24 protein-coding genes are annotated in these 24,082 nt (G+C 61.3%); 5 read left to right on the forward strand and 19 right to left on the reverse strand.

Annotated features, from left to right (window positions below; all coding sequences use genetic code 11):
* The first annotated feature begins 485 nt into the window (after nucleotides 1-485).
* Nucleotides 486-2,150: an electron transfer flavoprotein-ubiquinone oxidoreductase gene (locus tag FIV39_RS18235; RefSeq protein ID WP_090400396.1), complete on the forward strand. Its 1,665-nt coding sequence runs from the start codon at nucleotides 486-488 to the stop codon at nucleotides 2,148-2,150.
* Nucleotides 2,151-2,259: 109 nt separating this feature from the next.
* Here FIV39_RS18235 and FIV39_RS18240 read toward each other — a convergent pair whose 3' ends face one another.
* Nucleotides 2,260-3,153: an AraC family transcriptional regulator gene (locus tag FIV39_RS18240; RefSeq protein WP_090400397.1), complete on the reverse strand. Its 894-nt coding sequence runs from the start codon at nucleotides 3,151-3,153 to the stop codon at nucleotides 2,260-2,262.
* A 222-nt stretch (nucleotides 3,154-3,375) separates the two neighbouring features.
* Between FIV39_RS18240 and FIV39_RS18245 the strand changes: the two genes are divergently transcribed.
* The gene (locus FIV39_RS18245) at nucleotides 3,376-4,428 is read left to right on the forward strand and encodes an NAD(P)-dependent alcohol dehydrogenase (RefSeq protein ID WP_090409778.1); all 1,053 of its coding nucleotides are present in this window, start codon (nucleotides 3,376-3,378) and stop codon (nucleotides 4,426-4,428) included.
* Between the two features lie 141 nt (nucleotides 4,429-4,569).
* Here the strand turns inward: FIV39_RS18245 and FIV39_RS18250 are convergent, their stop codons facing one another.
* The 6 genes from FIV39_RS18250 to FIV39_RS18275 form a co-directional block, all read right to left on the reverse strand.
* Complete coding sequence (locus FIV39_RS18250) at nucleotides 4,570-5,388, reverse strand: IclR family transcriptional regulator (protein WP_090400398.1); 819 nt, start codon at nucleotides 5,386-5,388, stop codon at nucleotides 4,570-4,572.
* Between the two features lie 86 nt (nucleotides 5,389-5,474).
* Nucleotides 5,475-6,440, reverse strand: a complete 966-nt coding sequence (araH, locus tag FIV39_RS18255) for an L-arabinose ABC transporter permease AraH (protein WP_090400399.1) — start codon at nucleotides 6,438-6,440, stop codon at nucleotides 5,475-5,477.
* A 19-nt stretch (nucleotides 6,441-6,459) separates the two neighbouring features.
* Nucleotides 6,460-7,959, reverse strand: coding sequence for an L-arabinose ABC transporter ATP-binding protein AraG (gene araG, locus FIV39_RS18260; RefSeq protein WP_090400400.1), 1,500 nt, complete (start codon nucleotides 7,957-7,959; stop codon nucleotides 6,460-6,462).
* Nucleotides 7,956-8,942, reverse strand: a complete 987-nt coding sequence (locus FIV39_RS18265; RefSeq protein ID WP_090400401.1) for a substrate-binding domain-containing protein — start codon at nucleotides 8,940-8,942, stop codon at nucleotides 7,956-7,958. Before FIV39_RS18265 ends, araG begins: the two co-directional genes overlap by 4 nt.
* 37 nt (nucleotides 8,943-8,979) lie before the next feature.
* Nucleotides 8,980-9,801 carry an SDR family oxidoreductase gene (locus FIV39_RS18270; protein ID WP_090400402.1) on the reverse strand — a complete coding sequence of 274 codons (822 nt, stop codon included), beginning with the start codon at nucleotides 9,799-9,801 and terminating at the stop codon, nucleotides 8,980-8,982.
* Between the two features lie 238 nt (nucleotides 9,802-10,039).
* On the reverse strand, nucleotides 10,040-10,519 hold the full coding sequence (locus FIV39_RS18275; protein ID WP_090400403.1) for a GNAT family N-acetyltransferase: 480 nt from the start codon (nucleotides 10,517-10,519) through the stop codon (nucleotides 10,040-10,042).
* A gap of 187 nt (nucleotides 10,520-10,706) precedes the next feature.
* Here FIV39_RS18275 and FIV39_RS18280 point away from each other — a divergent pair, with 187 nt between their 5' ends.
* The 3 genes from FIV39_RS18280 (at nucleotide 10,707) to FIV39_RS18290 (ending at nucleotide 12,639) form a co-directional block, all read left to right on the forward strand.
* Nucleotides 10,707-11,903 carry an MFS transporter gene (locus tag FIV39_RS18280; protein WP_090400404.1) on the forward strand — a complete coding sequence of 399 codons (1,197 nt, stop codon included), beginning with the start codon at nucleotides 10,707-10,709 and terminating at the stop codon, nucleotides 11,901-11,903.
* 85 nt (nucleotides 11,904-11,988) lie between these two features.
* A complete protein-coding gene (locus FIV39_RS18285; RefSeq protein WP_090400405.1) occupies nucleotides 11,989-12,321 on the forward strand; it encodes a hypothetical protein in 333 nt (110 codons plus the stop codon).
* A gap of 51 nt (nucleotides 12,322-12,372) precedes the next feature.
* The gene (locus FIV39_RS18290) at nucleotides 12,373-12,639 is read left to right on the forward strand and encodes a hypothetical protein (protein WP_053140178.1); all 267 of its coding nucleotides are present in this window, start codon (nucleotides 12,373-12,375) and stop codon (nucleotides 12,637-12,639) included.
* Nucleotides 12,640-12,703: 64 nt separating this feature from the next.
* Here the strand turns inward: FIV39_RS18290 and FIV39_RS18295 are convergent, their stop codons facing one another.
* The 12 genes from FIV39_RS18295 to mltG form a co-directional block, all read right to left on the reverse strand.
* Nucleotides 12,704-13,621, reverse strand: a complete 918-nt coding sequence (locus tag FIV39_RS18295) for a PfkB family carbohydrate kinase (RefSeq protein ID WP_090400406.1) — start codon at nucleotides 13,619-13,621, stop codon at nucleotides 12,704-12,706.
* A complete protein-coding gene (locus tag FIV39_RS18300) occupies nucleotides 13,614-15,080 on the reverse strand; it encodes a purine-cytosine permease family protein (protein WP_090400407.1) in 1,467 nt (488 codons plus the stop codon). Before FIV39_RS18300 ends, FIV39_RS18295 begins: the two co-directional genes overlap by 8 nt.
* A 78-nt stretch (nucleotides 15,081-15,158) precedes the next feature.
* Nucleotides 15,159-16,160, reverse strand: a complete 1,002-nt coding sequence (locus tag FIV39_RS18305) for an ADP-ribosylglycohydrolase family protein (RefSeq protein ID WP_090400408.1) — start codon at nucleotides 16,158-16,160, stop codon at nucleotides 15,159-15,161.
* Nucleotides 16,157-16,870, reverse strand: coding sequence for a GntR family transcriptional regulator (locus FIV39_RS18310; protein WP_090400409.1), 714 nt, complete (start codon nucleotides 16,868-16,870; stop codon nucleotides 16,157-16,159). Before FIV39_RS18310 ends, FIV39_RS18305 begins: the two co-directional genes overlap by 4 nt.
* A gap of 71 nt (nucleotides 16,871-16,941) precedes the next feature.
* Nucleotides 16,942-17,502 carry a DUF1285 domain-containing protein gene (locus tag FIV39_RS18315; protein WP_090400410.1) on the reverse strand — a complete coding sequence of 187 codons (561 nt, stop codon included), beginning with the start codon at nucleotides 17,500-17,502 and terminating at the stop codon, nucleotides 16,942-16,944.
* A 27-nt stretch (nucleotides 17,503-17,529) separates the two neighbouring features.
* Entirely contained in the window at nucleotides 17,530-18,135 is a 606-nt protein-coding gene (locus FIV39_RS18320; protein WP_090400411.1) for a DUF4823 domain-containing protein, read from the reverse strand.
* Between the two features lie 144 nt (nucleotides 18,136-18,279).
* Nucleotides 18,280-19,248 (reverse strand): GTP 3',8-cyclase MoaA, encoded by a 969-nt coding sequence (locus FIV39_RS18325; protein WP_090400412.1) that lies wholly within the window; start codon nucleotides 19,246-19,248, stop codon nucleotides 18,280-18,282.
* Between the two features lie 114 nt (nucleotides 19,249-19,362).
* Complete coding sequence (locus tag FIV39_RS18330) at nucleotides 19,363-20,031, reverse strand: TetR/AcrR family transcriptional regulator (protein WP_027607814.1); 669 nt, start codon at nucleotides 20,029-20,031, stop codon at nucleotides 19,363-19,365.
* A gap of 446 nt (nucleotides 20,032-20,477) precedes the next feature.
* Nucleotides 20,478-21,263: a TatD family hydrolase gene (locus FIV39_RS18335; RefSeq protein ID WP_090400413.1), complete on the reverse strand. Its 786-nt coding sequence runs from the start codon at nucleotides 21,261-21,263 to the stop codon at nucleotides 20,478-20,480.
* Nucleotides 21,264-21,326: 63 nt separating this feature from the next.
* Nucleotides 21,327-22,316, reverse strand: coding sequence for a DNA polymerase III subunit delta' (locus tag FIV39_RS18340; RefSeq protein ID WP_090400414.1), 990 nt, complete (start codon nucleotides 22,314-22,316; stop codon nucleotides 21,327-21,329).
* Complete coding sequence (gene tmk, locus FIV39_RS18345; RefSeq protein ID WP_090400415.1) at nucleotides 22,309-22,941, reverse strand: dTMP kinase; 633 nt, start codon at nucleotides 22,939-22,941, stop codon at nucleotides 22,309-22,311. Before tmk ends, FIV39_RS18340 begins: the two co-directional genes overlap by 8 nt.
* 19 nt (nucleotides 22,942-22,960) lie before the next feature.
* The gene (gene mltG, locus FIV39_RS18350) at nucleotides 22,961-24,082 is read right to left on the reverse strand and encodes an endolytic transglycosylase MltG (protein WP_090400416.1); all 1,122 of its coding nucleotides are present in this window, start codon (nucleotides 24,080-24,082) and stop codon (nucleotides 22,961-22,963) included.

Genomic DNA, 24,082 nt, shown 5'->3' on the forward strand with positions numbered 1-24,082 from the left:
ACCTGGCGGTTGATGCTCATCGGCACACAAGGGCACCTCCAAAAACCTCGGCGTGACCTTGCTCACGGGAAGTGATGACCGTTCGTCAGTGGTGACTGAGAGGTCATTCTTTATCGCGGCGTGTAAACTGCGCGCCATTGTTTGGGCACGCGTCACCTTTTTTGCCTTTGCCTGTCTTTGGACGTGCGCCTGAAACCGCTAGTCTGCCTACGGTATGCGCAAAACCGACCGTATATTGACCGGAACGCCTATTCCGGTCAATACGGCAAAATGGCCAGTCATAAGCCGCGTTGCTTTGATTTACCTAGCCTGCGGGCAATTCAAACAAACGTTTGTATTGGACGCTGACAGTGGTCTATATATAATGCGCCACCTAGAGAGAAAGGTGGGTCATGCCCTGCCCTTGCGCACGGCAATGATGGACACGACACCGAACCTCCACCCATTAGAAAAAAGCCTGTTGAGCCTTGAGTAGGAGATAGCCTGTGGAACGCGAATACATGGAATTCGACGTGGTCATCGTCGGCGCTGGCCCGGCGGGCCTGTCTGCCGCCTGCCGACTGAAGCAGAAGGCCGCCGAAGCCGGTAAGGAAATCAGCGTCTGCGTGGTCGAGAAAGGCTCCGAAGTGGGCGCACACATCCTTTCCGGTGCCGTGTTTGAACCACGCGCCCTGAACGAACTGTTCCCGGACTGGAAGGAACTCGGCGCCCCGCTCAACACCCCCGTGGTGCGCGATGACATCTATGTCCTGCGCAGCCGCGAGACCTCCACCAAGGTGCCTGATTTCTTTGTGCCCAAGACCATGCACAACGAAGGCAACTACATCATCTCCCTGGGCAACCTGTGCCGCTGGCTGGCCCAGCAGGCCGAGAACCTGGGCGTGGAAGTCTACCCAGGCTTCGCCGCCCAGGAAGCGCTGTTCGATGAAAACGGCGTGGTGCGCGGGATCATCACCGGCGACCTCGGCGTCGACCGTGAAGGCCAACCAAAAGAAGGCGTCTACACCCCGGGCATGGAACTGCGTGGCAAGTACACGCTGTTCGCCGAAGGCTGCCGTGGGCATATCGGCAAGCAGTTGATCCAGCGCTTCAACCTGGACAGCGACGCCGACGCCCAGCACTACGGCATCGGCCTCAAGGAAATCTGGGAAATCGACCCAGCCAAGCATCAGCCAGGCCTGGTGGTGCACACCGCCGGTTGGCCGCTGGACATCATGAGCAACGAGAACACCGGTGGCTCGTTCCTCTATCACCTGGAAAACAACCAGGTGGTCGTTGGCCTGATCGTCGACCTGTCCTACAGCAACACCTTCCTGTCGCCGTTCGATGAGTTCCAGCGTCTCAAGCACCACCCGGTGCTGGCCCAGTACCTCGAAGGCGGCAAGCGCATCAGCTACGGCGCACGCGCCCTGGCCAAGGGCGGCATCAACTCGTTGCCGAAGATGGTGTTCAAGGGCGGCGCCCTGATCGGCTGCGACCTGGGCACCATGAACGTGGCCAAGATCAAAGGCAGCCACACCGCCATGAAGTCCGGCATGCTCGCCGCCGACGCCGTGGCCGAGCGCCTGTTTGCCGAATCCGAAGGCGGCGATGAGCTGACCAACTACGTCGACAGCTTCAAAGCCAGCTGGCTCTACGAAGAACTGTTCGCCAGCCGCAACTTCGGCCCGGCGATGCACAAGTTCGGCCCGATCATCGGCGCCGGCTTCAACTGGTTCGACCAGAACATCCTCGGCGGCAAGATGCCGTTCACCCTGCACGACACCAAGCCGGACTACGCCTGCCTGAAACTGGCCAAAGACAGCCAGAAAATCGACTATCCCAAACCCGACGGCAAGCTGAGCTTCGACAAGTTGAGCTCGGTGTTCATCTCCGGTACCAACCACGAAGAAGAGCAGCCGTGCCACTTGAAGTTGAAAGACCCAAGCATCCCGATCGGCACCAACCTGCCGCTCTACGATGAACCGGCGCAGCGCTACTGCCCGGCTGGCGTGTATGAAGTGATCACCAAGGAAGACGGCGAGAAGCGCTTCCAGATCAACGCCCAGAACTGCGTGCACTGCAAGACCTGTGACATCAAGGACCCTTCGCAGAACATCACGTGGGTGACGCCGGAAGGCGCGGGTGGGCCGACTTACCCGAATATGTAAGCTAAACGAGGCTCCCAACTGGGAGCCTTTTTTATGGAGTCAAACTCGGTCAAATGTGGGAGGGGGCTTGCCCCCTCCCACATTTGGATTGTGCATTTACCTGAAATGACTATGCAGCCCGCTCTTCGCCAGGGTTGCGCTCGAAGTAGCGCTTGTACTCGCGACTGAACTGCGACGTACTCTGATACCCCACGCTATGCGCCGCCTGCGCAACGCCCATGCCTTCAACCAGCAGCAACTGCTGAGCCTTGAGCAAGCGCAAACGCTTCAAGTACTGCACCGGCGACAACAATGTGCAGCGTTTGAAATGCTCGTGAAACGTCGACGCACTCATATGCGCATACCCCGCCAACGTCTCGATATTCAGCGGCTCGGCGTAATGGGCATGCAGGTGGTTCAACGACGTGGCGATTCGCGAGAACTGCCCTTGCTGTTCGACCAACGCACGCAGCACATCGGCCTGGGGGCCGCGCAAGGCGGTGAACAATAATTCGCGTACCCGCGCCGGGCCCATGATCCGGCTTTCCAGTGGATCGTGCAGGCACTGCAGCAGTCGCTCGACGCAGCCGCGCATGGCGTCATCCAGGACCACCGAACTCATCGACTCCAGGGTTTGCGCGGTCGGCGGAGGCCCGGCATGCATGCCCATGGCCATCACCAACTCACCCAGCACCACGCGGTCAATGCCCACGGTCACGCCCAGCAGCGGCGCACCGGGCGCCATGGCGAACGTCTCGCACTCGAACGGCACCGGCATCGCCTGGATAAGGTAGTGCCCGGCGCCATACTCCAGAGTACGCGGGCCCAGGTAGGCAACCTTGCTGCCTTGGGCCACGAACATCAGGCTCGGCTCGTAGATCTGCGGGCCGCGCGCTACGTCGCAACTGGCGCGCAGCACTTGCACACCCGGCAGGTGGGTCGGGGAGAAACCATCGCGGGACGTCAGCCCCTCGATCAGGGAAACCAGCGTGGCGTTGGCATCAAGATGGCGGGTCAATAGCATAAAAGCAGTTCTCGGGAGTGTTCAGATCTGAGCATCAGCAAGCTTCAAGCCTCAAGCTGCAAGAGAGCGCGCAGTTTATAGCTTGCGACTTGTAGCTTGCTGCTTTTAGCTGCTCCTCTGGAGCTTTAGGCATGAGACTCGGAGCAATCACCATGGCCGCATCAGGGGGTGGCGCGGAGAATGGCCCGCCTCATCTGTCACTGCTTTTGCGAGGTCTTCGCCATGTATACCGCCATCGGTTACGCCGCCCAGTCGGCCACCACTCCCCTCGCCCCCATGTCGTTTGAACGCCGCAGCCCGCGCGCCGATGACGTGGCCATCGAGATTCTCTACTGCGGCGTGTGCCACTCCGACATCCACCAGGCCCGCAACGAATGGGGCATCGCCGTCTACCCGCTGATGCCCGGCCACGAGATCGTCGGCAAGGTCACCGCCGTCGGCGCCAGCGTTACCGCGCATACAGTCGGCGACCTCGTCGGCGTGGGCTGCATGGTCGATTCGTGCCGCCACTGCGAAGCGTGCAAATCGGACCTCGAGCAATATTGCCTCGAAGGCCCGACCATGACCTACGCCACCCCGGACCGCGTCGACGGCAGCAACACCATGGGCGGTTACTCCGACAGCATCGTGGTCAGCGAGCACTTCGTAGTGAAGATCCCGGCCAATCTCGACCTGGCCAGCGCCGCGCCGATCCTGTGCGCGGGCATCACCACCTATTCGCCGCTCAAACACTACGGCGTCAAGGCCGGCGACAAAGTCGGGATTCTCGGCATGGGCGGCCTGGGCCATATGGGCATCAAGTTCGCCAAGGCCATGGGCGCGGAAGTCACACTGTTCACCCGCTCGGCGAGCAAGGCTGAAGAAGGCCGCCGCCAGGGCGCCGACCATGTGATCGTGTCCACCGACGCCGAGCAGATGCAAGCCGCCGCCGGCAGCTTCGACTTCCTGCTCGACACCATCCCGGTGCAGCACGACCTGAACCCCTACCTCGACGTGCTGCGCTTTGATGGCGTGCATATCCTGGTTGGCCTGATCGAGCCGGTGGACCCACCGGTCAACGCCGCCAAACTGGTATTGGGCCGTAAAGTGCTGGCCGGTTCACTGATCGGTGGCATTGCCGAAACCCAGGAAGTCCTGGATTTCTGCGCCAAACATGGCATCACCTGTGACATCGAAATGCTCGACATCCGCCAGATCAACGAGGCCTATACCCGCATGATCGCCGGTGATGTGAAGTACCGCTTTGTCATCGACATGGCGACATTGAAGGTCTGAGTGCCCTCGCCCCACTCCCAGTAGATACCAACACCGCGTAAACCCGTAGCAGCTGCCGAGCGCAAGCGAGGCTGCGTTGCGGTGTCTCAGATACACCGCTGACGCAGCCTCGCTTGCGCTCGGCAGCTGCTACGGGGGGCTTCATGCCATGGGTGGGAGGGCCTTCGCGCCCAACTCCGCCGACAGCCGTGCTGCGACCTGCTTGATCACAGGGATCAGCTCGGCCATTTTCTCCAGCGGCATATAGGGCACGGTACTGGCGATGCTGATGCCGGCGACGATTCGCCGGCTGGCATCGCGCACCGGTGCCGCCACGCAACGGATCGACGGTTCGTTGTCTTCCAGGTCGAACGCATAACCGCCCACCACATACTCACGCATGCGCTGCTCGAACTGCGCCCAGGATTGTTCTGGATGCTGCGGCCATTGCAGGTTTTTCCCACCCGCCGGCAGGCTGGTCTCGTACAAACGCTGCCACTCTTGCACCGAGTCATCCAGCAGCATCGCCTTGCCCACGCCCGTGCGCGCCAACGGCATGCGATGGCCGACCCGCGAGCGCATTTCCGGACCGTTGCGGCCAGGGTTCTTGTGCAGGTAAAGCACGTCGTCGTATTCGCGAATGGCCAGGTGGATAGTGTCGCCGGTCAATGCCGACAACTCATCCAGGTACGGCACCGCCAAGGTCACCAATGGCAGCTCTTCGCGGGCCTGAAACCCCAGCTCGATCAACTTCGGCCCCAACAGGTAACCGACTTGCGGCACCACGCGCAGGTAACGCTCTTCCACCAGGCAGCTGGCAAGACGGTGAGTAGTGCTGCGGGTGGTGCCGATGCGCCTGGCGATCTCTTTCAGATCCCGCGCACCGGCCGCCACCGCCTGCACGACGCCCAGGCCACGCAGCAGGGTCTGGGTGCCGGTCGGGGCTGCGTCTTTGACGGGGGTGTGGGCGTTTTCCTGCATATCGGGCCTATAGGTATGAAAGCGGGGCATTATGGCAAATACCGCCCCTCAATACAGTGGAGATCCAAATGTGGGAGGTGTTCGGTCTAGCGTTGCTTCATGCGGTCGATGATGACCGCCAGCAACAGGATCGAGCCGCGGATCACGTACTGGTAGAAGGTATCGATATTCTTCAGGTTCATCGCGTTCTCGATGATCGCCAGGATCAACACCCCGGCAATCACATGGCGGATCATGCCGATGCCGCCGCTCAGCGATACGCCACCCAGCACGCAGGCGGAAATCACTGTCAGCTCGAACCCCTGGCCGATCATCGGCTGGCCCGAGGTCATGCGCGAAGCGAGGATCACCCCGGCCAACGCGCCGATCAAGCCGTGCACGGCAAAGATGATGATCTTGGTGCGATCAACGTTCACCCCCGCCAGCAACGCCGCTTCCTGGTTACCCCCGATCGCCATGGTGTTGCGCCCATAGGTGGTGTAGTTCAGCAGCCAGCCAAAAAACACAAAGCACAACACAGTGATGATGATCGGCACCGGCACGCCCAGCAGTTGGCCGTTACCGAACACAAAGAAATCCTCGTTCATCACCCCCACCGCTTTGCCGTTGGAGAAGATGTAGGCCAGGCCGCGCACGATCTGCATGGTCGCCAACGTCGCGATCAACGCATTGATTCGCAGCTTGGCAATGACAATGCCGTTGATCAGCCCTACTACCAAGCCCATGGCCAATGCGGCCGATACACCCAACACCACGCTGTCGGTGTCGCGAATCACGATCCCCGCCACCACACCGGCGCAGGCGATCACCGAGCCCACCGACAAGTCGAAGTGCCCCGACGCCAGGCAGAACAACATGGTGCACGCGGCGATGCCCACGGTGGAAATCGCCAGGCCCAGGCCACGCATGTTCAACGGCGAGAGGAAGTTGTCGATAAACAGCGCGCTGAGCACAAAGATGCCCAATGCCGCCAACAGCATCACCCAGTCATCGAGAAACTTGCGCTGGTTGAAACCCGGCCAGAAGCCCTTTGCAGTTTTTACCTGAGACATGCCTACACCCTCTTATTCTTCAAGCCCGCGAACGCGGGAGTGCCAGTTGCAGCAGGCGTGCTTCATCCGCTTGATCGCGGCTCAGTTCGCCGGTCAGGGCGCCTTCGCTCATCACCAGGATACGATCGGAGATGCCCATCACTTCCATCAGGTCGCTGGACACCACGATCACCGCAATGCCGCTGGCGGCCAGGTTATGAATGATCTGGTAGATCTCCGACTTGGCGCCGATGTCGATGCCGCGAGTCGGTTCGTCGAGCAGCAACACCTTCATCGGCATCGACAGCCAGCGGCCAAGAATGGCTTTCTGCTGATTGCCGCCGGACAGGTACATGATTTTCTGTTCAGCGTTGGGCGTTTTGACTTTCATCGCCTTGATCTGCTGGTCGGCGTTGCCCTTTTCCCAACCATCGCGCAACAGCCAGCCAAACGACGCATGCGCGCCGCGGGCACTGATGTTGATGTTCTCCGCGACACTCGCGAGCGGAATGATGCCTTCCTTCTTGCGGTCTTCCGGGCACAGCAGTACACCGGCGGCGATGGCGTCGCGGGGTGAACGCAGTTGCAGGGCCTCCCCGCATAACTCTAGGCTGCCGGCACTGGCGCGCTCTAAACCACTGAGCAAACGGAACAGCTCCGTGCGCCCTGCCCCCACCAAGCCGAACAGGCCGAGGATTTCGCCTTTGCGCACGTCAAAACTGATCGGTTCGCGCAAACCCGGCCCCAACAAACCATCGACCTTGAGCGCCACCTCGCCGTGCTCGCGCGGGCGGTAGTCGTAGATGTCCTGGATGTCGCGACCGACCATGCAGGTCACCAACTGGTCGTGGGTCAACGCACTCATGTCGTCGAAGGTGCGCACATAGCGGCCGTCCTTGAACACCGTGACCGCGTTGCAGATGCGGAACACCTCTTCCATGCGGTGCGACACGTAGAGCACCACTTTGCCCTCGTCGCGCAGGCGCGTGATGATCGCCATCAAGCGGTCGATCTCCCGCGCCGAGAGGCTGCTGGTCGGTTCGTCGAAGGCAATCACATGGGCGCCACGGGACAGCGCCTTGGCGATTTCCACCAGTTGGCGCTGGCCCAGGGACAGGCGCCCGAGTTTTTCCTCGGGGTCGATTTCATCCGCCAGGCCCTTGAGACAGGCCAGGGCCTGCTTGCGCAGCAGGCCCCGGTTGACCACGCCAAAGCGCGATGGCAAATGCCCGAGGAACAGGTTTTCGGCGACGGTCATTTCCGGCACCAGATGCAGCTCCTGGTGGATCACCGCGACGCCGCTGGCGATGCTGTCGGCGGCGGATTTGAACGCCATGGTCTGCTCGCCGATGTGCACCGTGCCGCTGCTGGGGATGTAGGCGCCGCCGAGAATTTTCAGCAGCGTCGACTTACCGGCGCCGTTCTCGCCCATCAGCGCGTGTACCGAATGCGGCCGCGCTTCAAAGCTGATCTGCGCCAGGGCCTTGACCCCAGGAAACTCCTTGCCGATGCCATTGAAACGCAGGGCCGCGCCGGTCATTTCCACAGCCCGATCTTGGTCAGTTCTTCCTGGAAGTTGGCGCGGGTGATCAGGGTCACTTCGTCCATGGCGGTGTACTTCGCAGGCTCCTTGCCGGTGGTGACCCACTCGTACATCGCCAGCGCCGTGTTGTAGCCCTCGATATGCGGGCTCGGCAGCATCGAGCCGAAGAAGCCGCTGTTGGCTTTCTTCAATTCGCCGATGGCGTCGGTGCCATTGATGCCGATGCCGATCACATTGGCGGCGGCGAAACCGGCGCTTTCGGTGGCGCGCACGCCGCCGAGCACGGTGTTGTCGTTCATGCCGCCGATGATCAGGTTTTTCGCGCCGCTTGGCAGCTTGACCAGGGCCGAGTTGGTGGCGTCCATGCTGCCGGGAACGTCGAGGGTTTTCAGCGCAGCCGTCAGAATGTGGTCCTTGGGAATGCCGGCTTCTTCCAGGGATTTGATCGAGCCGTCGGTGCGTTTCTTACCGGTGTCGAGTTCATTGAAGGTGTTGATCACCGCGTAGGTGTCCTTCCAGTCCCAACCGCGTTTTTTTGCTTCGGCAGCCATGGCCGCGCCCTGTTTCTGGCCCACTTCAAACGCGGCCATGCCCAGGTACGGCACGTCCTCCATGAAGTTGCCTTTGGCGTCGACAAAGCGGTCATCCACGGCAATCACTTTCAAGCCGTTGGCCTTGGCCTTGGCGACGATGGCCGGGCCCAGGGACACGTCCGGCGGGCAGATCACAAAGCCCTTGGCGCCGTTGGCGGCCAGGCTGTCGATGGCCGAGAGGGTTTTCTCGCCATCGGGCACGGCGATCTTGATCACGGTAAAGCCATGTTCCTTGCCGGCTTTTTCCGCGAAGGCCCATTCGGTCTGGAACCAGGGCTCTTCGGCCTGCTTGACCAGGAAACCGATCTTCACTTCTTCGGCGCTGGCCAGTGTGCTGAGGCCGCTTAATGCGATAGCTGCGGCGAGAACGCGTATTCCTTTTTTCATGAACGGCACCTCTTGTTGTTATTGGGAGTGGCAAGTTCTAGTCGTGGTACATCACCGACCGCCCGCCATCGATCATCAGGCAGGTGGCATTGATAAAGGGCGCTTCGTCGGTCGCCAGGAACAGCGCCGTCATTGCCACCTCGACCGGCTGGCCGATGCGCTTGGGCGGGTGCAGGTCGAACGCGCGCTGACGCTCGGCGTGGGGATCGGGGAAACCGTTCCAGTAGTCGACGTTGAGCTGGGTTTCGATATAGCCCGGGGCGATGGCATTCACGCGGATGCCCTTGGGCGCGTATTCGATGCCAAGGGCGCGGGTAAGGCCGAGCAGGCCGTGCTTGGCCACGGGGTAAGGGAAGCAGCCGGGAATGATGTGGCTGGAATGGGTGGAGGCGATGTTGATGATGTTGCCGATGCCCTGCTCGATCATGTGCGGCAACACCGTGCGGCAGCCGTACCAGGCGCCGTCGAGGTCGATGGCGAAGCAACGGCGCCAGTCTTCGTCGCTCATCGCCAGCGGGTCGCGGAACACATTGACCCCAGCGCAGTTGACCAGCACATCCACCCGGCCGAAGCGCTCAACAGCCACATTGACCAACGCCAGCCATTGCTCCTTGGAGGTGATGTCGACGGGTTGGGCGTAGATCTCGGCGCCGCGTTCGCGCCAGTGGGCGGCGACTTTCTCGACCTTTTCACCCTGTATATCGGCGATCACCAGGCGCGCCTGCTGGGCCTGGAAACACGCGACGATCGCCTCACCAATGCCTTGTGCGGCGCCGGTGATGATCACCACCTTGTTCTTCAGCCGCTCGCCGTAGGTTGGCTCGGGCACGGCGGGTAATGACAACGGTTGGGCCTGCATCGCTTCACCTGTTTTATTTTTGGTAGTGAGTGCTGATGCAGACGACTATAAACCCATCATTTGAAATATCTCAATATATAAATTTGCATCCCATATAGTGAGCAAAATCAAAAAATAATGTGGGAGGGGGCTTGCTCCCGATAGCGGCACGTCAGCTACAAATAGGCTGACTGATTCACCGCTATCGGGAGCAAGCCCCCTCCCACATTTGATCTACAGTGCTGTCAAAAAGAGGGCTTCAGCCGAGGGCGAAGTCCCGCAGCGAATCACCTTCCATGCGATAGCGCACCCACTCTTCCTGAGGCTGGGCGCCGATGGATTTGTAAAAGGCAATCGCCGGCTCGTTCCAGTCCAGCACGCTCCATTCGAAGCGGGCGCAACCGTTATCAAAGGCAATCTTCGCCAAGTGGCGCAATAACTTCTTGCCCGCTCCGCCGCCACGTTGTTCAGGGTTGATATACAGGTCTTCCAGGTACAGGCAGTTGCTGCCCAGCCAAGTGGAATAGCTGAAAAAGAACACCGCAAAACCAATCGGCAAACCATCCCGCAAGCAGATCAGGCCATGGGCGGTGGCGCCCTCGCTGAACAGGCTGCGCTGAATGTCCGCCACGCTGGCGATCACTTCATGCCGGGCTTTCTCGTATTCGGCGAGTTCGGTGATGAAAGTCAGGATCTGCGCAGCATCGCTGGGCACGGCGGGGCGAATCTCGATGGTCATGGGCGAGCCTTGGGCAATTTCAAAACACACATACTAAGGCGCTTTGATGACTGATTGCAGTGCAATTTCGTGGGCTGCCACGTTACTCCGGCCAGCAGTAATGCAAGCACCAGCAACCATAGAACAAACTCAATCAGCGTGCATGGTAAACAAAGGGCCATAAATCCAACCACCTCCAGGCGGCCCCATGCACTCCAAATCCCCGGTGAGCAACCCGTTGTTTGCCTTGTTCTGTCTTGCCAGCTTCCTGCTGTCGCTGTCTTACGGCTCGACCTTTTTGTTGTCATTGCTGATTCATGCACGGGGTGGCAACGAACACGACGCCGGCAGTGTGATCTCCACCGCAATGCTCAGCACTTTTGTCGCGGTGTTGCTTTCCGGTCATTTGGCCGATGCGTTGGGCGCGGCGCGGGCCGTTGCGGGGATGGGTGTATTGCTGGTGGTGGCATGCCTGGGCTTTGCATTGATGCCGGGATTTGGCGAGGGCCTGATGCTGTTCGGATTGTCCCTGGGACTTGGCTGGGGCGTGTTCTATACCTTGGGCCCGATTATCGTGGCCATGCTGGTGGAGCCCCGGCAACGGGCCAAATATTTTGCGTTGCTGTCGGGCAGCATGATGAGCGGCATCGGTGCAGGGCCGTTACTGGGACGGGCCGCCAATACGCTGGGCCTGCCCCTGACCAGCGCCTTCTACATTGCCGCGCTGGCCAGCCTGGTCGGGGTGCTGGTGTTCTGGCACTTGGGTACGGCGCTCAAGCGCCACGCGACGGCGCCGGTGTCGAAAATATCCTGGGGAGCCTGTCGCCGCGTGCTGTCTTCACGAGCGGTGTTTGCGATTGTCATGGTGGGCCTCGGCGGGTGCGTGTTTGGTGGTTTGTCTTCGTTCCAGACCAGCTACGCCGCGGCCCACGGCCTGGATTATTCGCTGTTCTTCGCCGGGTTCGTGAGTGCGGCCATTACCAGTCGCCTGCTGATCGCTGGCTACGTGGTCAAGCGTGATGCCTATGTGGCCGCCTGTGTGCTGTCCGGGGTGATGCTGGGGTCGATCCTGCTGCTTGCCTTTGGGGTCAGCGGCAGCGCCAGCTACCTGTTGGCGGCCGTGACCTTGGGCATCGGTTATGGCCTGACGTATTCGGTGATCAACGGGCTGGTGGCCAACGAGGCGCCCGCCGGCACTACGTCCCAGGCGCTGCTGTTGTTCAGCCTGGCGTATTTTGTCGGGGTATTCGGCTTTCCCTGGCTGGCGGGCTGGATCATCGTCGAGTTCGGCCTGCCGGCGCTGATGCTGAGCGTACTGGCCGTGGCCTTGGGCAATTGGTTGATCAGCCTGGCGCGCCTGGCTTGGCGTCGAGCGGCGTCACACAAAATCTTACAGGTGCGCTGATACCGTTCGTCGTCATCAAGGCACGATCGGCAAACGGCGGCTGACCAATAGAGGGTAAGGACATTAATCCCAGGGAGACACCCTCATGAAGCATTCCAAGTTTGCTGCCCTCGCCCTCACCGGTCTGTTGTCTGCCGCGTCGCTGAGCGTCTTTGCTGCCAGCTCGTCCACCGGACCGACCGATCCAACACCTGACGCCACCACCGAGTCCCAGAAATCCATGGGCACCGGCCTCGACACCAATGGCGGCGCGATTATCCAACCCGGTGCCGACCCTCGCACCCAGGGCAATGACACCCAACGCCAGGCTCCGGCTGCCGTCGGCAACGGCAAAATGGGCCCGGCGATCAATCAACCCAACATCAACAAGGGCGACGACTCGAACGTCCCTGGCGCGCCGAAACAGCCTGCCCCTTGAGCCATAGATAGCAAGACCGACACCCGACCATTTCCCAGTGAAGAGGTACGCATGAACGTCGATAGAAACCTTGAGAAAGAAGTCCTCACCCGCCTGTTGCACGCCCACCCGCAAGGCTTGGGCAAGGAAGTGCTGGACAACTACCGTGGTGAAAAGGAGGTCGCCAGTGTGTTGGCGTTTCTACAGGATCGCGGGCTCATCAAGGATGGGCATGTGACCACCGACGACGCCGGTGAATACTCGCTGAATTTGCCGATCAAGTTGACGGCGTCGGGTGTGGACGAGGCGCGCAAGCTCGAAGGTGAGACGCGCCAGTAGCCCTCATGCAAAACCACATGTGGGAGGGGCGGTGTGACCGCCCCTCCTGCATTTTTGTCCGCGTTTATTCAGTAAGTAATGCGTCGACCTCGGCGGTGCCTGGGGAAGTTGCCGGCCCCCAACGTGTCACCGCCAGGGCTGCCGCGGCGTTCGCCCGCTGTGCTGCCGCAGCTGGTTTCAAACCAGCCGCCAACCCCGCGATAAACACTCCCGCATGCGCATCCCCCGCGCCATTACTGTCCACCGCCTGCACCTTGAAGCCGGGTACATGCTCGATCTGCCCCGCACGCCCTACCCAGCAGCCATTCGGCCCGTCGCGCACCACCAGCAACGTCTCGGCGGGCAGGTACTGATTGAGCGCGGGCAATGCGGCGGCGATGTTCGCCGCGCCGGTGAACGCCAACGCTTCAGGGCCATTGCTGGTCCAGATGTCGATACGTGGTAACAGCGCACGCATCAAGGCCGATTCCGGCGCCTTGACCAACGGACCGGGGTCGAACACCACCACGATTTGCCGTGGCAGTGCCAGCAGCCAGTCGATCAGGGGCTGGGCCTTGCCCTCCAGGAGCAGGCTGTAGCCACTGACATACACGTAGTCATCCGGATGCGGCACAACGTTGGCGAGGTCCTCGGCACTCAGTTCACCCTCGGCGCCGATATGGGAAATAAACGTGCGCTCGGTGGTGGCCTCGGTCAGGGACACACATAGGCCGGTGTCCTTGCCGTCGCTGGCGGCCAGGGCCATTTCAATGCCCTCGGCCTGCATCGCCGCGCGGGCCAGGTCGCCGAAGCGGCCATTGCCGTGACGGCCCAGATAGACCACCGGCAACCCATTGCGCCGCGCCGCCGCCATCACATTGAAGCCCCCGCCGGCTTCGAAGCTGGCGGACTTGGCCAGCACGTCGCCGCCAGTCGCGGGCAAGGTGTTGAGGGCCATGACCAGGTCGACGATGACCTGGCCGGTGTGCAGCAATCTAGACATTGGGATTCTCGACTAACGCCGGACGACGGTCAGCCGCGCCGCCCAGTAGCGCATATATCCCACCGGCGACCAGGAAGGTGACGATCCAGCCCAGGCCTTTGTGGCCGAGCCAGGAGTCGGACAACGGCCCGGCGAACCAGATGTTCTCGGCGGTGGTGCCGATGGTGGTGAAGCTGAAACCCAGCACGATGGCCACGGCCCAGGCGCCGAATGCACGCCATTCCACACCGCCGCGATACCAGTAGGCGCTGCTTGGGCTCACGTCCAGCAGGTCCTTGGGGCTGTAGTAGTGACGATGGATCAGGTCGACCACGAAGATCCCGACCCACGCGGTGATCGGCACCGCCAGCAACGAGATGAAGGTGATGAACGGGCCGTAGAAACTGTCGGCGATCAGCATGAAGTAGATGGAACCGGCGAAGATCGCCACGATATCGACGATCACCGCATGCACGCGTTTGACCTTCAGGCCAAGGGTCAAGGTGGTCAGGCCGGCCGAATACACCGACAGGTTGTTCGACAGCAACAGCCCGCCAAACGCGGTAATCAGGTACGGCACTGCCATCCAGGTCGGCAGCATGTCGCGGATCGCAATGATCGGGTCAGTGGCCGAGGCCAGGTCATTGTTGCCCACCGACAACAGGCCGCCGAGGGTGATCAGCAACACCAGCGGAATCCCCGCGCCAAATGCGGCCGACGCCACCAGGCGCACCGCAGTGACGCTGCGGTGCTGGTAGCGCGACATGTCGGCACCGGCGTTGGCCCAGCCAATCCCGGTACCGGCGGCCATGGTGCCGACGCCGATGATCATCGCGCTCAGCGGTGCCGGGGTGGCGTTGAACACCGCGCTCCAATCGATGGTGGCGCAAAGGAAACCACCTACCAGGATGTTCAACGCACCGAACACGTAGGTGGCCCACTTCTGGATCACCAGCAACGTGGCGTGGCCCAGCCCCGAGACCGCCAAGGTCAGCAGCACGAAAACGCCGATGAAGATCAGGGTGAGGACCGGTGCGCTTTTCGCCTCGACCGCAGAGCCAAACAGGATCGAGCACAACGACAACAACACGAACGCAGCCGTGGTGGTGTTGACGGTTTCCCAGCCCAGGCGCGACATCAACGACACCAGCGTCGGGCCGATATTGCCGCGCACGCCGAAGATGGCACGAGACAAGGTCAGGCTCGGCGCACGGCCGCGGCGACCGGCGATGGAGATGATGCCCACCACGGCGAACGAGCCGGCGGCACCGAGGATCGCGACGATGATCGCCTGCCAGATGGCCAGGCCGCGAAACGCCACGAGCGTAGCGCCGAGGGGCAAGCCGAGGATGCTGATGTTAGCGGCGAACCACACCCAGAACAGTTGCAGCGGATGGCCGTTGCACTCGCCTTCAGGGACCGGTTCGATACCACGTGTTTCCAATTGTCCGGCGCTTTGGCCGGCAGAGGGGGTGCTCATGAGGGGGTACTCCTGATGCCTGTATTGTTGTGGTTGTGGCAGATATGCAAGTTGAATCGGTATCGCGGTCTTCCTGACTCAGCGCAATTGGAGCAACCCTTGGACCAGCGGCTGTAGATCCAGGCCATTGACCTGCTTGACCTGTTCAATCATTGATTCGGGCCAGCACTGCAGGCCGAGACAGGCACCCAGCATCGCGCCGAGAATCGCGGCAATCGTGTCGGTATCGCCGCCCAGGCTCGCGGCCAGGCACAGGGCTTCGAACGCGTTCATGGCACCCACCGCCACCTGCTGGGCGAGGGCAAACGACACCACCACCGACTCCTGGGAGGCGACGGAGGTGCCGATCAATTCGTACAGCAGATCGGCGAACAGGGCCTTGTCGCCACTGTCGACGCTCAAGGTGCGCGCCCAGCTGATACGGGTGGACATGCGCCCGCCGGCAATCCAATGACCATGGCCTTCCGCCTGTTGAGCCACCTGAGTGCCGATATTCAAGGCTTCACCCAAGTCCACACCGTTGATGCCCGCAGACACCACCGCCGCCACTGCCGCTGCGCTGGAGATGCCCAGGGTGGTGTTGTGGGTGACCTGGCAGGCCTGGATCACCGCCTGGATAAATCGCGCCGGGTCGCCGACATCGGCGGCGATCCCCACTGGAGTGATGCGCATGGCGGCGCCATTGGTGGTGCCGTAGCGCCCGGATTCTTCCGGGGTATGGCCGCTGAGGATCATGTCGATTGCACGCTTGGTCGATGGGCCGAGCAGATCCTGGGAGCCCTTGGCGCGCATCACCGCTTCCCAATCGATCAGGCGCTGGGCGAGCACGGTGGGTTCGATCCTGCCTTTGCCCTCGACCAGCAACTCACCGACCAGGATCGCTTGCTCAGTGTCATCGGTAATGGAGCCTGCCGGCATATTGGGCGCGATGGGTTGGTCGGCGTCAGCATCTTCCAGGCCGGTAATGGCACCGAAGCGCTGTTGCACTTGCTCACGGCTCAGGGACTGGGTGGGCATGCCCAGGGCATCGCCCAACGCCAGGCCGTAGAAAGCGCCAAGGGCGCGGGTATTCGGGGTCATTTCGAAGATCCAAACTGCAGGTGCAGGCGAAAGTGCAGAGGGTCGAGCAGGCTTTCGACGTACTCCATGAAGCGCTCGCGGCGATCGTAGGTGGTGCGCGAGGCCTTGAGAAACACGGCACCTGCAGGTCGGCCAAGCAGCTCGGCGTCTTCATCGCTGAGGGGCTCGGCCCCGATCCATTGGTCACCTTCAGCACCGACGTAACCGTAGGCTGCCAGGGTGATGGTCAGGGAGTTGTCGATCAGGCCAACGCGCGGCAGGCTTTCCAGGCCACCGGACGCGGGCATCAGCGAGCGCTCGAGGGAAACGGCCGTGCCATCGGTCGTGCGGCGGCGGCGGTCGAGGGCGATAAATTGGTCGGTGCCGAACCGACTGAACAGATCGGGGCGCGTCACCGCTTCAAGGCGCAGGATGTCGGTGGTCACCAATGCCCCGGTGTCCGCCAAAGCCTGGGCCCAACCACTGGTTTGATCGAGCGCCATGCCATCAAACGTGACGATGGAGCCGACGCCGCTCTGGGTCGCGATGTAATTGCGCCTTTTGAGTTCGGCGAGGGCTTCACGTAGCGTGCCGCGACTGACCGCAAACTCTTCAGCCAGTTGATGCTCGCCCGGCAACAGGAAACCGTCGGCCATCACCCCGCCCTCGATACGGCGGATGAGCTCGTCGACGACGCGTTTTTTCTTATCAAATCGAACATGTCTAATCATGTACAAATTGATAACCGAAAGCGGCCATATGCAGCAAGCGAATTATTTCAGGGAGATGAAAAAAACCGCCCTCAAGGCTCCAGGCCGATGCGGAAAAACTCGCCGCCGCTCCAGACGCCAAGCCAGTTCTGACCGTTGATCGGACGGCTCACCGCCAACTCCACCAATTGGTAGAAAACGTTGCGATGCACAAGGGCTTCCAGGTTGGTGCGCACCCGCAAATAAGGCGAGGGCTCCTGGGTGACGGGGTCGATCACCACCCGCAGTGGATGCTCAATATCGGCTTCGATCTGCTCGTCGACGTTGGTGGTGAAACGCAGCACCTGGCTTTCGCCCTGCCCTTCGACTTCGAGGGTAATCGCGACAAAGGGTGCATCATCGACGGTGATGCCGACTTTTTCCACGGGGGTAATCAGAAAGTAATCATCACCATCGCGGCGAATGATATTAGAGAACAACTTGACCATAGGCTTACGCCCGATCGGCGTGCCCTGGTAGAACCAGGTGCCGTCGCGGGCGATGCGCATGTCGATGTTGCCGCAGAAATCCGGGTTCCACAGGTGCACCGGCGCCGGTCCCTTGCCTTTGGGCAGTTGGGCCAGCAGATCGTTGGCCTTGGCGGAATCGGTCATGGGGCTCTCCCTTTTTACGTGCTGGGCTTACTGATCACTCATGCCCAGCAGGCCCCGGGCGTACTGCGCCAGCGGGCGGGCAATCAGATCTTCAGGCTTGTTGTCGTGAAACGTCAGTAAACCGCCACGACTGCGAATACGTGCAGTATCAATCAAATACTGGGTGCTGGTCTCGATCAACATGATCTGGATCACCCCATTATCCAGGCCAAGCCGGTCCAGCGCCTCTTGATCAGCCCATTCGTCGGCGTTGCCGATGCGGTCATCTGCCTTGGCGAAACGGCAGTACAGCAGGTAGTGGGCACCCGCCGCACGGGCTTCGGCCATCGCCTGTTCCAGGCCTTCCGGCTGACGAGCGCGGCGCACCATGGGAAAGTATTCGACGAAACCGTTGAAGGCTTCCTCGGCCACCACATTCGGTCGCGGGTAGGCGCTGCCGGGCGGTACGAAGGCGCCCTGGGCGATAAAGACAAAGGAGTCCGGCTGTATGCGCACCGAGGCGCTACGACGAGTATCGCTGTGGTCCAGCAACCCAGCGTCGCTCATCTGATAGCGGGTGCCTTCGGCCATATCGCTGACGGTCATGCAACCACTCAGCGTCAACGACGCCAGCAACAAAACCAGACTACGCATCCTAATCCTCCAGAAGCCGGTGACGGAAAACCGGCGAATGGGCACAAGATGCAGAATCCGCGCCATTTGGAAACAACGCAGAACTAAATGTGGGAGGGGGCTTGCTCCCTCCCACATTGGATGATGTTTAATCTTGGAAAAGAGTTAGCCGCCGATGATCTTCATGATCGTCGCGCCGCCGGAGAACGCCACTTCCTGTTTGTCGCCCAGGGCCTTCATCAGCAGGCCTTGCAGGGCCGGCAGCGCCTGGTGGCGCGGCTTGTCCAGCAGGTCGCCGACGTAGTGACGGTTGCTCGACGACAGGCAGCCATGCAGCCAGCCGGTGGACGACAACCGCAGCCGTGAACAGGTGCGGCAGAACGGCACGCTTTCGTTGGCGATCACGCCAAAGAAGCCTTTGCCCGGCACTTCGTAGCGCACCGCCGTGGCGTCCACCGGAGCGTTGGCTTGCAGGTATTCGTGGTGCTCGCCGATCAGGCCGAGCAATTGTTGCAGGCTGACGAACTGCTGCAGGAACGCGTTGGAGTCCTTTGCAAGGTGGCCCATGCGCATCAACTCGATAAAACGCAGCTCGTAGCCACGCTCCAGGCAGTAGTCGAGCAGCGGCATCACCTGGTCGAGGTTCTGGCCGCGCAACGGCACCATGTTGACCTTGATCTTGATCCCGGCGGCGCGCGCCTGGTCCATGCCATCGAGCACGGTAGCCAGGTCGCCGCCACGGGCGATGCTGCGGAAGGCATCGGCGTCCAGGGTGTCGAGGGAGACGTTGATACGCCGAATCCCGGCGTCCACCAGCAGCGGCAGTTTGCGCGCCAGCAACTGGCCGTTGGTGGTCAGGCTGATGTCGCTGAGGCCCATGCCACCCACTGCGCCCATGAAGGCTTCAAGCTTGGGGCTGACCAACGGTTCGCCGCCAGTGATGCGCAAGCGTTCAATACCCGCGGCCTCGATCAGGTAGGCCACGCCACGGGCCATGGCCTCGGCCGAGAGTTCGTCCTGCGCAGCCACCAGCCGCTTGCCGTTCGGCACGCAATAGGTACACGCATAATTGCAGGCTGAGGTCAGGCTGATCCGCAAATTGCGAAAACGCCTGCCTTGACGATCAACGATCATGGATCACTCCGGCAGAGGATGATTCGGGCGCGCTAAAAACTGACTGATAAATCAGCTTTTAGCAAGATCCTTGCCTGAGTATATTCCTGGGTTACTGCGCCTGGCAGCAAATCATTACGTGGCAGGGGTTTCGACGGGGGCCGCTTCAACCAGTGCTGGCTCGGAGCTGTGCTTGCGCTTGTTGCCCATGCGCACACCGATGTCCATGAGGAACTGGAAGAAGCCTTCCTGGTCTTCCAGCACATTGCTCCAGAACGGCGAGTGGTACAGCGCCACGGCGCCGTGCACCAGGGCCCAGGCAGCGCAGTAGTGGAAATACGGCGGTACGTCTTCTAGCTTGCCTTCGCTGATGCGGCCCTTGATCAACAGGGTCAGGCGCTCGAAGTTCGAGGCGCGGATCTTGTGCAGTTCCTCGACCATCTCCGGTACTTGATGACCCTTGACCACCTTCTCTTCGAGGCGGTCGAACAGGCGGTAGCGCTGCGGGTCGCGCATGCGGAACTCGAAGTAGGCCCGCGACAGGGCCTCCTTGTCCTTGTCGACATCGGCCGAATGCAGCAGCTCGTTCAAGTCGCGCTCGTAGTCGAGCATCAGGCGCAGGTAGATCTCGGCCTTGGACTTGAAGTGCTTGTAGATCGTGCCTTTGCCGATACCCACGGCATCCGCGATCATCTCGACGGTGACGCTGTCTTCGCCTTGTTCGAGGAACAACTTGAGTGCGGTGTCGAGAATCTCCTGCTCACGGCGGCGAAACTCACGGACCTTACGGGGTTCTTTGTGCATGAGGAAGAGGTCTGCAAAGGTCGGAATAGGGAGGGTTGCGCAGGGCCACGAATACATGGCGATACGATTTACCCAGTGCGAGGGATTATCCCGACTGAACGGTCGTTGGGCAACGTCTATGTGAACCCGCCACGCACTTTACTTTCAGAGCGCCAACGATTTCATGCCTATCAGTCAGAAATAACACGCAACAACTGCGCCCGTGCACCTGCCTAATGAGAACTCAAGCGAAGCGCATGTATTCCAAATCTGTTTAAAAAACGATCAGTCGCGACTGGACTGAATCAGATACTGATCAATACTTGAACTGTCGGCGTGACATCTCCCCCAAGTGAAGCGCCGACCTGGGTACCGACGGACTGTGTGCCCTTGTTTTACTCCTAATGGTCTTAACCCGGATTCCCCCCCCCAGAACCCGGGTTTTTTTTGCCTGCGATTTAGTCGTGTCATGCAACTACATGGGCCAGCGGGAACAGGCGCTTGAAGTTCTCGGTGGTCTGCTCGGCAAAGCGCTCATAGGACTCACCGCGCAGCATCGCCAGGTAGTCCGCCACATCCCGCACATATTCAGGCAGGTTCGGTTTGCCACGATGGGGAATGGGCGCCAGGTACGGCGAGTCGGTTTCCACCAGCAGGCGGTCGGCCGGTACCTGACGCGCTACGTCGCGCAGGGCATCGGCATTGCGGAAAGTGACAATGCCCGACAGTGAAATATAGAAGCCCAGGTCCAGGGCGGCCTTGGCCATGTCCCAATCTTCGGTAAAGCAATGCAACACGCCGGCCTGGGGCAATGCGGCTTCGCGCAGCAAGGCCAGGGTGTCGGCACGCGCGCCGCGAGTGTGGACAATCACCGGTTTGCCGGTTTGCCGGGCGGCCTGCAAATGCAGGCGAAACGAGGCCTGCTGCAACTCGGCGGCTTCCGGCTCGTAATGGTAGTCCAGGCCGGTTTCACCAATGGCCACCACGCGCGGGTGATTGAGTTCGCCCAGCAGCCAGTCGAGGGCCGGGGCTTCGCCGGGCTTGAGGTCCAGCGGGTGGATACCTACCGAGCAATCCACATCGGCATAACGCTCGGCCAGGGCTTTGACGTCGGCAGCATTTTCGGCGCTGACGCCAATGCACAGGAAATGCCCTACCCCACGCTGACGTGCAGCGTCGAGGGCAGCATCAAGGGAGCCGCCGTGCTGGGCGAGGTCAAGGCGATCAAGGTGGCAATGGGAATCTACGAGCATAGGAAGTTACAACTTGAGTCACGGAAAGTGTCTGGCCAACAATACACCCGTCGGCCACGGAAATTAACGCCGGCCGAGCAAGCCAACCCACTGCACCAGCAGCGCTTCGAGCAATAGCACGCGGTTGAGGTTAGCCTTGCCGAGCACCTTCTGGCGCTGGGCAAGGATCCAGTCCTGAATATTCAGTACCTTGTCCTGCGCACTTTTCTGCGCGAGGTACTGCACCACCTTGCGCATATCCGGCAGGCCCAGGCCGTTTTCGTCCTGGGTCAACTGGTAGCGCAGGATCAGGCTCGACCAATCACAAAACCAGTCGAACAGCAGCAGCAGGGGAATATCTTTCCAGGCGCTTTCAGCCAACTGGGTGGCGGACAGCTCTTGCTTGAGCAGTTTTTTCACCCCATCCACAACAAGGGCGCGTTGCTCACGCACGCCTTGGGCTTGCAGCTTGACGGCCGCCAGCGGGGAACCGGCCGCCAGGGTCAACAATTCGACCCGTTCCTCTTCGGAGCAATCCGGCAGCGCCTTCGCCAGCCATTTCAGGCTCATGGCCTCGCTCGGCAACGGGCAGGCCTGCTGCACGCAACGGCTGCGAATGGTCGGCAACAAGCGGCTGGACTGGTGACTCACCAGCAACAGCACCGTGTCGCCGGAGGGTTCTTCGAGGCTCTTGAGCAAGGCATTGGCGGCGTTGATGTTCATCGCCTCCACCGGCTCGATCAGCACCACCTTGCGCCCGCCCATCTGCGCGGTCTGCACCACGAAACTGACGAGGTCACGCACCTGGTCGACCTTGATCGCCTTGTCGGCTTCCTCGGGTTCGAGCAGGTAGTTGTCCGGGTGGCTGCCGGCCTTGAGCAACAGGCAGGATTTGCACTCGCCGCAGGCTTCAAGGTTGACCGGGCGCTGGCACAGCAGGCTGGCCATGAGTCGCTCAGCCAGGTCGCGCTTACCAATACCGATCGGCCCGTGCAGCAGATAGGCGTGGGCGTGCTGGGCACGGCCGGCCAACTGTTGCCAGAGACTGTCCTGCCATGGGTAGGCTTCAGCCACGGGCGCGCTCCAACAGCTGAGGTAACAGGGTGTCGATGGCCTGCTGAACCTGCGTCAACGGCTGTGCCGCGTCGAGCAGGTGGTAGCGCGCCGGTTCGGCCTGGGCACGCTCAAGAAACGCGGTGCGCACAGCATCGAAAAAAACCTGGCCTTCCAGCTCGAAACGGTCGAGACGCCCACGGGCGCTGGCGCGGGCCATGCCTACTTCCACCGGCAGGTCGAACAGCAGGGTCAGGTCGGGACGTAAATCACCCTGCACAAAGGTTTCCAAGGTGGCGATACGCGCCAGGGACAAACCCCGGCCACCGCCCTGGTAGGCATAAGTGGAATCGGTAAAACGGTCGCAAATCACCACCGCACCGCGGGCCAGGGCCGGACGAATCACTTCCGCCAGGTGCTGGGCACGGGCAGCGAACACCAGCAGCAGCTCGGTGTCCGGGTTCATCTGTTCTTCGCCTGGGGCCAGCAACACTTCACGGATGCGCTCGGCCAGGGGCGTACCGCCGGGCTCACGGGTCAACACCACCTCGACACCTTCAGCGCGCAAGCGCTCGGCCAGGTAATCGCGGTTGGTGCTTTTGCCGGCGCCTTCGGGGCCTTCCAGGGTAATAAACAAGCCAGTCACAGGCAGTCCTTAGTCAGAGTCATTGCGGGCTTTGCGGCGCGGCGGTATCCGGCGCGGGCTCGGCGGGTACATCAGCAGGCGGCGTTGCGTCTTCCGGCGGCTTTGCCACCGGTGCAGGGCTTGAGCGGTAGTCGGCCCGGCGCTTGAGCTGGAACTCACGCACGGCAGCATTATGCGCACCCAGGTCATCGGAGAAAATATGGCTGCCGTCGCCACGGGCGACGAAATACAGGCTGCTGCCGGGCACCGGGTTCAACGCGGCATGGATCGCCTCGCGACCGACCATGGCGATTGGCGTCGGCGGCAGGCCGGCAATCATGTAGGTGTTGTAGGGGTTGGCTTCCTTGAGGTGCGCACGGGTCAACTTGCCGTTGTAGCGCTCGCCCAGGCCGTAGATCACGGTGGGGTCGGTCTGCAGCAGCATGCCGATTTTCAGGCGGCGTACGAACACACCGGCAATCTGCCCACGTTCTTCCGGCACACCGGTTTCTTTCTCCACCAGGGAGGCCATGATCAAGGCTTGATAGGGGTCGGTATAAGGCGCATCGGCAGCGCGCTTGCTCCACTCCTGGGCGAGTACATCATCCAGGCGGTTGTAGGCTTTTTTCAGGAACTCGACATCGCTCATGCCGCGCACGAAGCGGTAGGTATCCGGGAAGAACCGGCCTTCGGGGAACACGCCGGGATGACCGAGCTTGTCCATCACTTCACTGTCACTCAGCCCCGACAGGGTCTGCACGATCTTTTCATGCTTGGCCAGGGCCGAACGCACCTGACGGAAATTCCAGCCTTCCACCAGCGTCAGGCTGTACTGCACCACTTCGCCCCGCTGCCACAGGCCGATCAGGCCTTCGGCGGTCATGCCAGGGGTCATGCGGTATTCACCACTGTGCAGTGGCTGGCCGTCGAGGTTGAAACGCCAATACAGGCGCAACCAGAACGCGCCGTCGAGCACACCATCGGCTTCCAGGCGATTGAAAGTGCCGGTGGGGGTCGCCCCTGCCGGCACATCGAGCAATTGCTCCTGGGTCAGATTCAACGGCTGCTTCAAGGCAGCATCGTATTTCCAGGCGCCAAGGCCCAACAGCAAGGCCGCCGAGAACAGACCGACCAGCAGCAGTACAACCAGTTTTCGTATCAA

The organism is Pseudomonas grimontii, from assembly GCF_007858185.1.
Taxonomy (GTDB): Bacteria; Pseudomonadota; Gammaproteobacteria; order Pseudomonadales; family Pseudomonadaceae; genus Aquipseudomonas; species Aquipseudomonas grimontii.